We start from the raw sequence: 13,553 nt of genomic DNA on the forward strand, positions 1-13,553 counted from the left end.
ACCGGCCTCCGCGGCCCGGACCGGGCGGGTGCTCACCCGTTCGGCGGACACGCTCAGGGGATCCTCAAAGTGGGCGACAGCCCGTTCGGGCGGTGACAGGCTGGCCCCCGGACGACCGTCCGACCAGCCGCTCACGAGCGCAGACAAAAGAAGGCCGCCATGCAGGCGTCAGTACCGCCGCCCTCCGGACACCCCGGACCGGGCACCCCGTCCGCCGTCAGCATCCAGGGACTGTGGAAGCACTTCGGCAGTCAGGCCGCCGTGGCCGGCCTCAGCCTCGAACTGCCCGCCGGGGCGTTCGTCGGCCTGGTCGGGCCGAACGGCGCGGGCAAGACCACGACGCTGTCCATGGTCACCGGCCTGCTCCGGCCCGACCAGGGCACCGTGCTGGTACACGGCACCGACGTGTGGGCCGACCCGGTCACGGTCAAGGCCCGGATCGGCATCCTGCCCGAGGGCCTGCGGATGTTCGAGCGGCTCAGCGGGCGCGAACTGCTGCAGTACACCGGCCGCCTGCGCGGCCTGCCCGGCGCCGAGGTCGACCGCCGCGCCGAGGAACTGCTGACCGTCCTGGACCTCGGCCGGGACGCCGACAAGCTGGTCGCCGACTACTCCACCGGCATGCGCAAGAAGATCGGCCTGGCCGCCGCGCTGCTGCACAACCCCGACGTGCTGTTCCTGGACGAGCCCTTCGAGGGCGTCGACCCGGTCTCCGCCCAGACCATCCGGGGCGTGCTCAAGCGGTACGCGGCGGCGGGTTCCACCGTGGTCTTCTCCAGCCACGTGATGGAGCTGGTCGAGCAGCTCTGCGACTGGGTCGCGGTGATCAACGCCGGCCGGGTGATCGCCCAGGGCCCGCTGGACACCGTCCGGGGCGGGCGCAGCCTGCACGAGGCCTTCCTCGACCTGATCGGCGTCCGCGAGGACGACGGCCTGGCGCTCGGCTGGCTCGGCGGCGGGCAGACCGCGCAGACCGCGCAGACCGCCCAGACCGACAGCGGTACGGCCAGAAACGGGCAGTCCGTGGACGGCCGGCCCGGCGGCACCCGGTGACCGCGGCCGCGGTGCCCGACGGGCGGACGGTGGTCCGCGCCCTGGTGGCGCTCAAGCTGCGCCTGCTGCGCAACGGGCTGCGCCGCAGCCCCGGCCGTACCGCCGTGTACGTGATCGGCGGCGTCGTCGGCCTGGCCTTCGCCGGCGGCATCGCCTTCGCGATGGCGATGCTCAACGGGCGCTACACCGGCTCCGCGGACGCCGGAGTGGTGCTGCTCGGTGTGCTCACCCTCGGCTGGGCCGCCCTGCCGCTGTTCCTGTTCTCCAGCGACGAGAGCGCCGACCCGACCCGGCTCACCATGCTGCCGCTGCGGCCCGGACCGCTGCTGCGCGGCTCCCTGCTGGCCGCGCTGATCGGGCCCGGTCCGCTGATCAGCCTGGTGCTGGTGACCGGCGCCGCGCTGTCCGGCGCCCAGGGGCGCGCCTCGGCCGCGGCTGCGGTGGTCGGGGTGCCGCTCGCGGTGCTCTGCCTGGTCACGCTCTCCCGGGCGGTCGCGGCCGGCAACGCCCGGATGCTCTCCAGCCGGCGCGGCAAGGACTTCGCGATCTTCGGCGGACTGGCCTTCGCGCTGCTGGTCCAGGCCGCCAACGTCGGCTCGCAGAGCATCCTCGGCCGCCACGGCGGGCCGCTCGACCTCAGCCCGCTCAAGCCCATCGCCGCGGTGCTGCGCTGGATACCGCCGATCAGCGCGGCCGACGCCACCCACACCGCGGGCGAGGGCCGCTACGCCCTGGCGCTGCTGCAACTGGTCGCGGCCGGGGTGCTGCTGGGCCTGCTGCTGCGCTGGTGGCGCGGCAGCCTGCAGGAGCTGATGGTCACCGCCGACTCCTCCACCCTGGAGGTGGCCCGCGGAGTGCAGGCGTCGCGCGGCCCGCGCTTCCTGCCCGAGGGCCGCACCGGCGCGGTGATGCAGCGTCACCTGCGGTACGCCTGGCGCGAGCCGCGGGCCAAGGCCGCGCTGTTCACCAGCATCGGGATGACGCTGGTGATCTCCGTGCTGTCGATGGTCCAGGGCTGGTCGAGCGTCTACCTGCTGGCGATGACCGGGACCTTCCTCGGGCTGCAGATGCTCAACCTGTTCGGCATGGACGGCTCGGCGTTCTGGATGGTCGCCGCCACCCTGCGCACCCCGGCCGACGCCCGGGACGAGTTGCGCGGCCGGGCGTACGCGGTGCTCTCGTACGCCGTGCCGGTCACGGCGGTGCTCGGGCTGGTGCTGGCCACCGTCACCAGCGACTGGGCCGGGCTGCCGTCCGCCCTCGGCCTCGCGCTGGCGATGCTCGGCTGCGGTGTCGCGCTCGGCTCGGTGTTCAGCGTGCTCGCGCCGTACACCATGCCCGCCGACAGCAACCCGATGCGCAACGCCGCCCCGGGGCAGGGCGGGCTGATCCTGCTCAACCAGTTCGGCTCGATGGTCGGCGTCGCACTGCTCGCCCTGCCGGTCGGCGGCTACCTGCTGTGGGCGCTGAGCTCGGACGGACCGACCTGGCCGGTGCTGCCGCTCGGCCCGCTCTACGGCGGCCTGGTCGCCGTCCTGGGCATCCGGCTGGCGGCCGCCCGGCTGCTGGAGCGCACCCCGGAGATCCTGGCCAAGGCGATCGAGCGTTAGCGGTCACCCCCCCCCGGCGGCCTCGCCGGGGACCCCGACGGCGTCGCCGGTCACCACGGCGGCCTCGCCGCTCACCACGGCCGCTCCGGCATCATGGGCCGGAGAGGTCGGGCCGGAGCGGCCGGGCCGTCGAGGAGAGCAGGGACACACCGTGGGCAAGCGCGCGCAGCAGGGCGGGGACGCCGAGCCGCTGCTGGAGCAGGCGGTGCGGTCGGTGCTCACCGCCCCGGACGAGGGGCTGGACCTCGCGCTGGACACCGGGGCCTCGCTGCTGGCCGCCTCGGCCGGGCAGTGGCCGGCGGTCAGCCGGGCGCTGCTCGGGTACGCGGACACCGCCGTGGGCCGGTGCTGGTCGGCGGGCTGGCGCCCGGCCGACCTGGTGCGGGTGGTGCGGCGGCAGCTGAAGCCCGTCCACCTGGCGCTCGCGGTGGACCTGATCGCCGCCGAGGGGCGCCGCCACCCCGCGGCCGCCCTGGACCGCCGCTGGCAGGAGCAGCTGCGCGAACTGGAGACCGAGGTCTGGTGGCCGGCCGACGAGCAGTACCTCGGCGCCTTCGCCCACCGGCACCGGCTGGACCGCTTCGCGCTCGCCACCGCCGTCCTGGAACTGCTGCGCAGCTGGGGCCGGCTGCCCCCGATCGCCCCGGTCGGCCCGGCGCCCGGCCGGTCCGTGGGAGCGCAGCGCCCCGTCGGGCCGGTCACCGGGGAGCCGCGGATGCTGGCGCGGATCCGGGCGCTGCTGGCCAAGGCGGAGTCCACCGAGTATCCGGAGGAGGCCGAGGCGCTGACCGCCAAGGCCCAGCAGCTGATGGCCCAGCACAGCATCGACGAGGCGCTGCTGGCCGCGGCCGGGGCCGACCGGAACACCCCGGCGGCGCTGCGGATCGGCGTGGACAACCCGTACGAGGGCCCGAAGACGATGCTGCTGGACGCCGTCGCGGCGGCGAACCGGTGCCGGGCGGTGTGGGCGAAGGAGTTCGGCTTCTGCACCGTGATCGGCTTCGACGGCGACCTGGACGGCGTCGAGCTGCTCTACACCTCGCTGCTGGTGCAGGCCACCCACGCGCTCAACAAGGCCGGTTCCGGCAGGGATTCGCGCAGCAAGGCGTTCCGGCAGTCCTTCCTGGTCGCGTACGCGGCGCGGATCCGCGAGCGGCTGACCACCGCCACCGAGCGGACCACCAGCGCCGCCGCGGCCGGCCGCCACCTGAGGGAGGACGGCACCGAGGAGCAGGTGCTGCCGGACGAGCGGCTGCTGCCCGCGCTGGCCGCCCGTTCGGCGGCGGTGGACGAGGAGGTGGGCCGGCTGTTCCCGAAGCTGGTCTCGCAGCGGGTCCGGGTCAGCGACGGCGAGGGCTGGGCGGCCGGACGGGCCGCCGCCGACCGGGCGGCGCTGCACGGGCGGGGTGAGATCCGCACCTGACGTCCTGGCTGATAGAACGTACCCCGCCACGAACGAAGGGGGATCCGCCGTGACGGAGTCGGCAGCGGAGTCGGGATACCGGGACCGGGTGCGCGGGGCGCTGCTCGGCGGCGCGATCGGCGACGCGTTGGGCTGGCCGGTGGAGTTCCTGCAACTCCACCAGATCCAGGACCGGTTCGGGCCGCAGGGCGTGACGGCGCTGCCGGCCGCGGACGGCGGCCCGGTGCAGGTCACCGACGACACCCAGATGACGCTGTTCACCGCCGAGGGCCTGATCCGCGGTTTCGTCCGCGGGTGGTCGGGCGGCGGCGGCTCCGTGCCGGAGGCGGTGCACGGGGCCTACCGGCGCTGGCTGCGGACCCAGTACCAGGACGCTCCGGACACCGGACCGCAGCCGCGCCCGTACGACGGCTGGCTGCTGGGCCGGCCGTTCCTGTACGCGCGGCGGGCGCCGGGCAACGCCTGTCTGAGCGGGGTGTCCGAGCACCCGGCGTTCGAGACGCCGTCCGCGATCGGGCGCCCGGGGCCGATCAACCCCGGGTCCAAGGGCTGCGGCACGGTGATGCGCTCGGCGCCGTTCGGGCTGGCCAGGCTGGGTGTCGAGCAGTCCTTCGGGCTGGCCGTGCAGTGCGCCCAGCTCACCCACGGGCACCCGACCGGCTACCTCGCGGCGGGCGCCTTCGCGGCGCTGGTCGAGCGGCTGGCGGCCGGGGCGGAGCCGTGGGCGGCGGTCGGCGAGACGGTGGAGCAGATCCGCGAGCTGCCGCAGTCCAAGGAGACCGTCCAGGCGCTGGCCCGGGCGGTCCGGCTGGCCCAGGAGGCGGAGCCCTCGGCGGAGACGGTGGAGCGGGTCGGGCTGGGCTGGATCGCCGAGGAGTGCCTGGCCATCGCCGTGTACGCGCTGCTGGCGGCCACCCTGGACCCCGACCCGGTGCGCACCGCGCTGCTGCTGTCGGTGAACCACTCCGGGGACAGCGACTCCGCCGGAGCGGTCTGCGGCAACCTGGTCGGGGCCGCGTACGGCGCCTCGGCGCTGCCCGAGGAGTGGGCCGGGGCGGTCGAGGGCCGGGCCGAGCTGCTGACGGTCGCGGACGACCTGCTGGTGCTGTTCGGCAGCCGCGACCCGGGGCACCCGGCGCTCGGCGGACGCTACCCCGCCTGGTAGGGGTTACTTCTGGCCTTTGGTGGGGGCTGATTCTGGTAGCGGCTACTTCGCCCCGGGGTCGGTGACCTGGCCGAGGAACAGCGGCCGGCCGGTGGCGGTGTCCCGGATCAGGAACAGGAACGGCCGGTCGATGTGCAGTTGGGCGGGCTCGCGCGGGGCGGGCACCGCCCCGGCTCCGACCCCGACACCGCTGCCGGCCGCCGCGACCGTACCCCCCTCGTCGACCTCGACGGTGGCCTTCTGCACCACCGCGCTGACGGCGAGCGGCTCCTTGGCGATGCCACCGAAGTCGGCCTGGTCGAAGGCCGTGTGGACGCCGAGCGAGCGCAGCGCGGGGCTCAGCTCGTTGGACGTGTCGAAGTGGAAGCGCGGCAGCTGGAGGTCGACGGGCCGCTCGGCGAGGGCGCCGAGGATCCGGTCCAGCTGGGGCTGATCCAGCCCCTTGGTGAAGGCCGCGAAGCCGCCCTGCGCGGGGACGATCAGGTCCATCGCCAAGGTGCCGCCCGCGTAGGGGAGTTCCACGGCCTGCCAGGGCTCGCCGGCGATCCCGCCGGAGCCGTCCGCGTACTTGAACTCACCGGTCTGGCTCATCGACGGGACGGCCGGGGTGGAGCCGTCGAGCTTGTGGAAGGGCCGGTCGGCGGTGTTCGCGGGCTTGAACTCCGAGGCCCACTTCGCCTTGAGGAAGAGCGCGTCGGTGAGGACCAGCCGGGTGGCACCGTTGATCTGGCCCGAGGCGAAGAGGTCCTTGACCCGCCCCTCGGTGGACTTCTCCACGGCCGCGTTGACCGCCTTGCGGCTGCCGTCCGGGTCCTTCTTGAAGTCGGTGGTGTGCACTCCGGCGTCGAAGGCGGCGGCGAGCGCCGCCAGGTAATCGGGCTCCACGGGGAAGCCCTGCTGCGTCCAGACCTCGTCGGCCTGGTGCAGGTCAGTGTTCCCGGTCCGCTGGTCGAGTGCTCCGACTACGAGCGCGTACTGCTTCGGGTCGAGTTCGGTGTGCAGGGCCTTGGCGAGTTCCTCGGCGGTCGCTCCCCGGGCCCCGGGGAGCAGCATCGCGAGCGCGGTGGCCAGCCCGACGGGCGAGACCACCGTGTTGCGCCCGGCGCCGTCCGGCGCCGCGGTGAGGCTGTGCAGGAGGTCCAGCCCGAAGGCGTTGGTGCCCCTGGCGGCGGCGGCCACCTGGGCCGGATCCACCGCGGGCCGGCTCGCCGGTGCGGAGGCCCGCAGTTCGCCGCCGGCGGCGGCCCCGGTGCTGCCGCAACCGGCGGCCAGCGGTGCGGCGAGCCCGGCGGCGAGGAGCAGCGCCGCCGGGCGACGGCAGTGGTTTCCGAGCGTGCTGCGGTTCGTCATGGCCTTTCGACGCAGCGCCCCGCACCCGGGTTCCCGCCGGGACGCGTATCAGTCCCAGAGCGCTCCGAGGGCCAGCAGTTCGTCCCGGTACTCGATGCGCTCGACCCACTCCCCCGGCCAGACCGCCTCGCCGTGGTGGGCGCCGGCGAAGGCGCCGGTCAGGCAGGCCAGGGAGTCGGAGTCGCCGCTGGAGTAGGCGGCTCGGCGGACGGCGGCGACCGGGTCGTCCGGCAGCAGGAGGAAGCAGAGCAGACCGGTGGCGAAGGCTTCCTCGGCGATCCAGCCCTCGCCGGTGGCCAGGCACGGATCGGCCTCGGTGTCGGGCGCGGCGAGCCCGGCGTCCAACCGGTCGAGGACGGCGAGGCAGTCGTCCCAGCCGCGTGCCATGGCGGCCTGCGGGGAACTGTCGTGCCAGTGGGTGGCGAGGTCGCCGAGCCAGAACTCGTCGTACCGTTCGCGGCTCGCCAGCGCGTAGGCCCGCAGCGCCGCGGGCAGCTCGGCCGGCGGGACGCCCTCGGCGAGCTTGCGGACGGCGTAGGCGGTGAGGTCGCTCGCGGCGAGGGCGGTCGGGTGGCCGTGGGTGAGCGCGGACTGCAGCTGGGCGGCGCCGGAGAGCTGACGGGCGTCCAGGTCGCGGATCAGCCCCACCGGGGCGACCCGCATGTTGGCGCCGCAGCCCTTGGAGCCGGTGTCGCTGGCCCGCTGCCAGCGGTACTCGGGGTGGCTGAGCCGCTGGCAGGCGCGCAGGCAGGTCATGCCGGGGGCGCGGTTGTTCGCCGGGGAGCGCCACCAGTCGACGAACTCCTCCCGCACTGGCCGCTCCAGCCGCAGCGGCGTCAGCGGCCCGCGCGCCAGGGCGGTGCGCAGACCGCGGCCGAGGGCGAGTGTCATCTGGGTGTCGTCGGTGACCAACGCCTTCTTCGGCAGCGGGAGTTGCCGCCAGTCCGGGTGGTCGGCGGCGATCTGCTCGACGCTCTTGAACTCGGTCACCCGGCCCATCGCGTCCCCGATCGCCAGGCCCAGCAGTGCCCCCGTCGCCTTGCCCACGGCTTTCCCCCTCAGGTCTCAGACCTCGACCAGCAGTTCCTTGAGCCCGCGGATCACGTAGCCCGGGTTCCACTCGGGCTCGCGGACCAGCCGCAGGCCCGGGGCCCGGCGCAGCAGCGTGCCGTAGGACTCGGTGAGCTCCAGTCTGGCAAGGGGGGCGCCGAGGCAGAAGTGGATTCCGGCGCCGAAGGTGATGTGGGGGTTGTCGTTACGGGCGAGGTCGAGGCGGTCCGGGTCGGCGAAGCGCTCCGGGTCGCGGTTGGCGGAGCCGAAGAGCAGGGCGATCTCGGCGCCGCGCGGGATGGTGACGCCGCGGACCTCGATGTCCTCCAGCACCCAGCGTTCGAACATCTGCAGCGGGGTGTCCCAGCGCATCAGCTCCTCGACGGCGGTGGGCAGCAGTTCGTCCACCGCGCCGCGCAGCCGGGCGAGTTCGCCGGGGTTGCGGAACAGCGCCCACCAGCCGTTGCCGGTGGTGTTGACGGTCGCCTCGTGGCCGGCGTTGAGCAGCAGCACGCAGGTGGAGATCATCTCCTGCTCGCTGAGCGCGTCGGAGCCCTCCTGGGCCTGGATCAGCGCGCTGATCAGGTCGGTGCCGGGGGTGGTGCGGCGTTCGCGGATCAGGGTGCGCAGGTAGTCGGAGAACTCGATGCTCGCGGTGACGGCCCGACGGGCGGCCTCCTCGGTGGGGTTGAGCTCGAACATCCCGGTGATGTCGGCGGACCAGGGGCGCAGCAGGTGCCGGTCGCCCTCCGGGACGCCGAGCATCTCGGCGATCACGGCGACCGGCAGCGGCTCGGCGACGGCGGCGATCAGGTCGCCGCCGCCGGCCGCGAGCAGCCCGTCGACCAGTTCGCCCGCGAGGCGCCGGACGGTCGGCCGCAGCCCCTCGACCATCCGCGGGGTGAAGGCCTTGGAGACGAGGCGGCGGATCCGGGTGTGGTCGGGCGCCTCCAGGTCGAGCAGCCCGTGGTCGTTGAGGGTGTGGAAGGGCTCGTGCGCCGGGTCGGGTTCGGGGCGGCCGAACTCCTGGTGGCTGAAGCGGTGGGTGTAGGTGCGGCCGAGCCGTCGGTCGCGCAGCAGGGCGCTGACGTCCTCGTGGCGCGAGACGAGCCACTGGTTCGTCGGCTCGAAGTACGTCACCGGCGCGTGCTCGCGCAACTCGGTGTACGCGTCGTACGGGTGGGCCACGAAAGCCGCCGACCAGGGGTCGAACTTCGGCGTCGTCGTCATCGCTCGATCACTCCAGGCCGTGAGGGGGAGGGCGGAACGGTCATCGTACGCACGCGGTGCGCCCGCTTTAAGACCCTTGCGACGGCCCGCCTCTCAGGCCCCTTCCCCACCAGCCGCCGCACCAGCTCCGGCAGCGCGGCGGAGATCGGCTCCCGGATCACCTCGGCCGCGGCCTCGTCGCAGGGCGTCGGCTCGGCGTTCAGGATGATCAGCTTCGCACCGAACTCCACCGCGGTGTACGGGCAGGGGCCGCCCTAGCGACCCGTCAGGCCGCCATGGCGAGCCGCGCGGGGGCCGGGGCCGGGCGGGTGAGCGGGGCGAGGGCGCCGAGGTAGCAGGCGGCGGCGAGGGGGATGAAGGCGAGGTCGGCGGCCGAGGCGACGGTGCCGAGCAGCATCAGCGCCGGGCTCCACCAGCGCAGCGTCCGGCTCCGGCCGACCGAGGCGGCGACCAGCAGGGCCAGCAGGCCGACGTAGAAGAGCAGCGGGCCGACCTGGTAGACGGCGGGGAGCACCCCGGGCACGCTCTGGATGCGGTCGAACAGCCGCGACTGCTCCTCCTTGCCGGCCGCGGCCAGACCGACGCAGAGGTCGATCCCGATCTGCACCAGGGAGGCGGCCAGGCCGGTGAGCGCCGTCGCCAGCGCGGTGTTGGCGGCCAGCCGCCCGGCCGTGGTGCCGCGCGGGGCGAGGAGCCGGCGCAGGCCGAACAGCACCGGGACGAACAGCAGCAGGCCCGCGAACATCGCGGTGTGCCCGGCGGTCCAGCCGAGGCCGGGGGCGCGGGAGCCGGGCACCAGGCGGATGCCGCCGTAGAGGGCCATCAGGGCGGGGGCGCCGACGGCGGCGTAGCAGGTGAGGCGGCTGTCCCGGAGGGCGTTCATGCGAGTTCTCCCGTGGTGTCCGTGGCGTTCGTGGCGGTCGTGGTGTCCGTTCCGACACTCGAAGCCTCCCGGCCCAGGGCCTCGTCACGGATCGCCCGCACCGGCGAACTCTCCCCCTCCCCCGTACGAGGGAGCCCTCAGGACTCCCCGGCCACCACCGCCCCGGCCTCGTACGCGAACACCACCGCGTGCACCCGGTCGCGCAGCCCGAGCTTGGCCAGCACATTGCTGACGTGCGTCTTCACGGTGTGCTCGCTGACCACCAGCTCGGCCGCGATCTCCGCGTTGGACATCCCGCGCGCGATCAGCCGCAGCGTCTCCTGCTCGCGCAGGGTCAGCTGCTCCAGCAGCCGGGACGGCGGCCGCACGGCCCGCTCGAGCCCGCCCGGCCGACGGGCGGCGAACTCGCCGATCAGCCGCTTGGTCACGGACGGCGCGAGCAGTGCCTCCCCCGAGGCGACCATCCGCACCCCGTGCGCCAGGTCGTCCCGGCGGACGTCCTTGAGCAGGAAGCCGCTGGCGCCCGCGTACAGCGCGTCGAAGACGTAGTCGTCGATGTCGAAGGTGGTCAGCATGATCACCTTGGTGGACGGGAACTCCGCGCACACCCGGCGGGCCGCCTCCAGCCCGTCCATCACCGGCATCCGGACGTCCAGCAGCAGCACGTCCGGGCCGTGCAGGCGCACCGCCTCGACCGCCTCGGCGCCGTCGCGGGCCTCGGCCACCACCTCGATGTCCGGCTGCGCGTCCAGGATCATCCCGAAGCCGGCCCGCACCAGCTCCTGGTCGTCCGCGACCACCACCCGTATCGGCGTCATCCGCCCACCCTCTCCAGCACGCCCGCCGGCCCCAACGGCAGCCGGACACTCACCAGGAAACCCCTGCCCTCCGGCCCCGGACCGGCCTCGGCCCGGCCCCCGCAGGCCGCCGCCCGCTCGCGGATGCCGACCAGCCCGCGCCCGCCGGACCAGCCCGCCACCGTACGGTCCGCTCCCAGCGGCACGCCGCGCCCGTTGTCGGAGACCATGACCTCCAGCACGTCACGGGAGCGCCGCACCCGGATGGCGGCCCGGTCGGCCCCGGAGTGCTTGACCGTGTTGGTCAGCGCCTCCTGCACGATCCGGTAGGCCGCCGCCTCCACGTCGGCGGGCAGCGCACCCAGCCCGTCGGCGAGTTCGAACTCCACGTCCAGGCCGGCCCGGCGCACCCGCTCGGCCACGTCGGCGAGCTCGCTCAGCTTCGGCTGCGGGGCCAGCTGCTGCCCCGCCTCCGGGTCCTTCAACACACCGAGCACCCGCCGCAGTTGGACCATCGCATCGCGGCCGGCGTCGGCGATGGCGTCGAAGGCGCGGATCGCCCGGTCCGGATCGTCCCGCACCACCAGCGGACCGGCCTCGGCCTGGATGACCATCAGCGACACGGCGTGCGCCAGGATGTCGTGCATCTCCCGGGCGATCCGGGCCCGCTCCACGGCGACCGCCCGCGCCGACTCGGTGGCCGCCCGCTCACCCGCCTCCCGCGCCCGCTCCGCCTGCACCTGGGCCAACTGCCGCTGGGCGCGCACCAGGGAGCCGAAGACGAACGAGCCGGCCGAGGTGAGCACGCTGAACAGCGCGCCGTTCGGGGAGTGGGTGCCGATCACGTTGGCGACCACCACCACCGCCAGCACCGTCCAGCGCTGCCGGTCGGGGAAACGCTCCGCCACCGTGTACATCCCGATCACCACGTACAGCGGCACCTGCGGATTCGCCGAGTGCGCCACCGCCGACAGCACCAGCGAGGGCGCGCTGGCGACGGCCAGGACGGCCAGCGAGACGCGGCGCCGCCACGGCAGGAACAGCGAGGTGGACACCGCCAGCAGGTACACCCACCAGGGCCAGTCCGTGTCGTCGTTGTGGACCGACCAGACCGACACCGCCACCGAGCAGAGCGTCAGAAAGGTGTCCAGCACGTACGGGCTCAGCCCGGCCGTCCAGCTCCGCCAACGCGCCGCGCGCTCCACCGTCGTACCTCCCCCACGGCCGGGGACTCCGCCCCCGCGGAGAAGATCATGCCCTACCGGCAGGACCTCCGGCACCGCCCGGTCAGGCACCCTTGACCGTCACACCGCCGGTCTTCGTCACCGCCGTGATGTGGTGCGCCGCGCCCGGCTGCGAGGGGATGCCCACGTCCGTCCCGCCGGACTGCGTCCGGGCGTCCACCGTGTACGCCTCGCCGCCCGGCACCGTCAGCCGGATCCCGCCGTTGCCGACCTCGGCGTCCAGCGTGCTCGGCGCCGCCGTGAAGTCGGCCCGCACCCCGCCGTCGGTCGCGCTGAGGTGTGCCGTCGGGGACGTCAGCCCGGTGGCCTCGATCCCGCCGTCCCCCACCGTGGCGTCCACCTCGGCGGCCAGCCCGGACAGTTTGATGCCGCCGTTGCCCTCCGTGACCCGCACCTTCGTCCCGGCCGGCACCCGCACCGTGTACCCGACCCCGCAGGAGTCGCACGTGTACCCCAGCGTGAGCACGCCGTCCTTCACCTCGTGCCTGCTCTCCGGCGCGTCCCCCCGGTAGCTCTGCCTCTCGACGACCTCCACCGAGTCACCGCCGCCGGTCACCACCACCCCGCCATTGCGTCCCTCGACCACCAGCTCCTTGACCTGCTCGGCCACCCCGTAGCCGACCGTCCGGTGCTCGTCCGACTCCCAGACCGGTATGCACCCCTGCATCCCCAGCACCACCACCGCCGTGATCGCCACCGCGCCCAGCAACCGCTTCACGTCCGCCCCCTTCACGAGCCCCTTGATCCGTCACCGAGCAGCCTCCCGCGGCCGCCCCCGCGCCGCCTCCCCCGTCGGAACGGTTCCCGCGGCTCCCCCTCAAGGGGGAGGGACAGTGGGGGAAATTCCCGGATTCACCGGCGGAGCAGCCGGTTCACGAGTAGCTTGTTTGCCCGCGCTCAACCTCCCGCGCCCACCCCTGCCGAGGCGAAACACAGCGAGGGCTGATCAGGCATGGCCAACACGCCGTCCGGCGGACCCCCTTCCGCGACCGGCCACGGCCTCGACGACCGGGTGCCCTTCCTCGCCAGGCTGGACCACGCCGACCGCGGCGAACTGCTCGCCCTCGGCCGCCGGCTCAGCTACCCCGCGCGGTCCACCGCCCTGCGCGAGGGCGAACCCTCCGACCACGTCCTGCTCGTCCTGCACGGCTGGCTGAAGGTGACCGCCGCCGCCGAGAACGGCTACGAGGCGCTGCTCGCGCTGCGCGGCCCCGGCGACATCATCGGCGAGTCCGCCGCCCTCAGCGGACGGCCCCGGGCCGCCACCGTCACCGCGCTGGAACGGGTCGAGGCCGCCGTCGTCGACCGCGCCACCTTCACCGCCTACCTGCGGCGCACCCCCGCTGCCTCGATGCAACTGCTGGCGCTCTCCACCGACCGGCTGCGCGCGGCCGACCACCACCGGCTGAAGTTCGCCTCGCTCAGCGTCAGCGAACGGCTCGCCGACCTCCTGCTGGAGCTGGCCCGCACCCACGGACGCCGGACCGACGCGGGCATCGTCGTCTCCGTCCCGCTCAGCCAGCAGGAGCTGGCCGGCTCCGTCGGCGCCTCCCGGGAGGCCGTCGCCCGGCTGCTCAAGTCCCTGCGGGACCGCGGCATCGTCGCCACCAGCCGCCGCTCGTTGGTCATCGCGCGCCCCGACCTGCTCCGGAGGCCCGGTCAACTCCGCTGACCCGTACAGGCGTTCTGTGCACACCGTCACAGAACAAGTGCTTCACCCGCGCTCACGCCACCACGCCCGCGGCGGG

12 protein-coding genes are annotated in these 13,553 nt (G+C 74.4%); 5 read left to right on the forward strand and 7 right to left on the reverse strand.

The genetic code is table 11. From position 1 onward, the window contains the following. Positions 1-159 precede the first annotated feature (159 nt). From ACZ4WV_RS04030 to ACZ4WV_RS04045, 4 genes are all read left to right on the forward strand, one after another. On the forward strand, positions 160-1,053 hold the full coding sequence (locus ACZ4WV_RS04030) for an ABC transporter ATP-binding protein (RefSeq protein ID WP_465742484.1): 894 nt from the start codon (positions 160-162) through the stop codon (positions 1,051-1,053). Beyond that, complete coding sequence (locus ACZ4WV_RS04035) at positions 1,050-2,663, forward strand: transporter (protein WP_465742486.1); 1,614 nt, start codon at positions 1,050-1,052, stop codon at positions 2,661-2,663. Before ACZ4WV_RS04030 ends, ACZ4WV_RS04035 begins: the two co-directional genes overlap by 4 nt. 151 nt (positions 2,664-2,814) lie before the next feature. Continuing rightward, positions 2,815-4,086: a DUF2786 domain-containing protein gene (locus ACZ4WV_RS04040; RefSeq protein ID WP_465742488.1), complete on the forward strand. Its 1,272-nt coding sequence runs from the start codon at positions 2,815-2,817 to the stop codon at positions 4,084-4,086. Positions 4,087-4,135: 49 nt separating this feature from the next. Further along, the gene (locus ACZ4WV_RS04045; protein WP_465742490.1) at positions 4,136-5,251 is read left to right on the forward strand and encodes an ADP-ribosylglycohydrolase family protein; all 1,116 of its coding nucleotides are present in this window, start codon (positions 4,136-4,138) and stop codon (positions 5,249-5,251) included. 42 nt (positions 5,252-5,293) lie between these two features. Here the strand turns inward: ACZ4WV_RS04045 and ACZ4WV_RS04050 are convergent, their stop codons facing one another. The 7 genes from ACZ4WV_RS04050 to ACZ4WV_RS04080 all read right to left on the reverse strand — a co-directional run bounded on the left by ACZ4WV_RS04050 (position 5,294) and on the right by ACZ4WV_RS04080 (position 12,523). After that, on the reverse strand, positions 5,294-6,601 hold the full coding sequence (locus ACZ4WV_RS04050) for a serpin family protein (RefSeq protein WP_465742492.1): 1,308 nt from the start codon (positions 6,599-6,601) through the stop codon (positions 5,294-5,296). Between the two features lie 48 nt (positions 6,602-6,649). After that, positions 6,650-7,648: an ADP-ribosylglycohydrolase family protein gene (locus ACZ4WV_RS04055; protein ID WP_465742494.1), complete on the reverse strand. Its 999-nt coding sequence runs from the start codon at positions 7,646-7,648 to the stop codon at positions 6,650-6,652. A gap of 18 nt (positions 7,649-7,666) precedes the next feature. Further along, positions 7,667-8,881, reverse strand: coding sequence for a cytochrome P450 (locus ACZ4WV_RS04060; RefSeq protein ID WP_465742496.1), 1,215 nt, complete (start codon positions 8,879-8,881; stop codon positions 7,667-7,669). Between the two features lie 265 nt (positions 8,882-9,146). Beyond that, entirely contained in the window at positions 9,147-9,764 is a 618-nt protein-coding gene (locus ACZ4WV_RS04065; protein WP_465742498.1) for a hypothetical protein, read from the reverse strand. Between the two features lie 137 nt (positions 9,765-9,901). After that, complete coding sequence (locus ACZ4WV_RS04070) at positions 9,902-10,582, reverse strand: response regulator (RefSeq protein ID WP_465742500.1); 681 nt, start codon at positions 10,580-10,582, stop codon at positions 9,902-9,904. Continuing rightward, positions 10,579-11,766: a sensor histidine kinase gene (locus ACZ4WV_RS04075; protein WP_465742502.1), complete on the reverse strand. Its 1,188-nt coding sequence runs from the start codon at positions 11,764-11,766 to the stop codon at positions 10,579-10,581. Before ACZ4WV_RS04075 ends, ACZ4WV_RS04070 begins: the two co-directional genes overlap by 4 nt. 82 nt (positions 11,767-11,848) lie before the next feature. Then, the gene (locus tag ACZ4WV_RS04080; RefSeq protein WP_465742504.1) at positions 11,849-12,523 is read right to left on the reverse strand and encodes a DUF4097 family beta strand repeat-containing protein; all 675 of its coding nucleotides are present in this window, start codon (positions 12,521-12,523) and stop codon (positions 11,849-11,851) included. Between the two features lie 234 nt (positions 12,524-12,757). On the opposite strand from ACZ4WV_RS04080, the gene ACZ4WV_RS04085 reads away from it, so the two are divergent. Beyond that, on the forward strand, positions 12,758-13,477 hold the full coding sequence (locus ACZ4WV_RS04085; RefSeq protein ID WP_465742506.1) for a Crp/Fnr family transcriptional regulator: 720 nt from the start codon (positions 12,758-12,760) through the stop codon (positions 13,475-13,477). The last annotated feature ends 76 nt before the right edge of the window (positions 13,478-13,553 follow it).

The organism is Kitasatospora sp. NPDC029312, assembly GCF_055569215.1.

Excerpts from the sequence above, each read along its gene's own strand:
- ACZ4WV_RS04030 (WP_465742484.1), top strand. The coding sequence starts at position 160 with ATGCAGGCGTCAGTACCGCCGCCCTCCGGACACCCCGGACCGGGCACC.
- ACZ4WV_RS04050 (WP_465742492.1), bottom strand. The coding sequence starts at position 6,601 with ATGACGAACCGCAGCACGCTCGGAAACCACTGCCGTCGCCCGGCGGCG.
- ACZ4WV_RS04060 (WP_465742496.1), bottom strand. The coding sequence starts at position 8,881 with ATGACGACGACGCCGAAGTTCGACCCCTGGTCGGCGGCTTTCGTGGCC.
- ACZ4WV_RS04065 (WP_465742498.1), bottom strand. The coding sequence starts at position 9,764 with ATGAACGCCCTCCGGGACAGCCGCCTCACCTGCTACGCCGCCGTCGGC.
- ACZ4WV_RS04070 (WP_465742500.1), bottom strand. The coding sequence starts at position 10,582 with ATGACGCCGATACGGGTGGTGGTCGCGGACGACCAGGAGCTGGTGCGG.
- ACZ4WV_RS04085 (WP_465742506.1), top strand. The coding sequence starts at position 12,758 with ATGGCCAACACGCCGTCCGGCGGACCCCCTTCCGCGACCGGCCACGGC.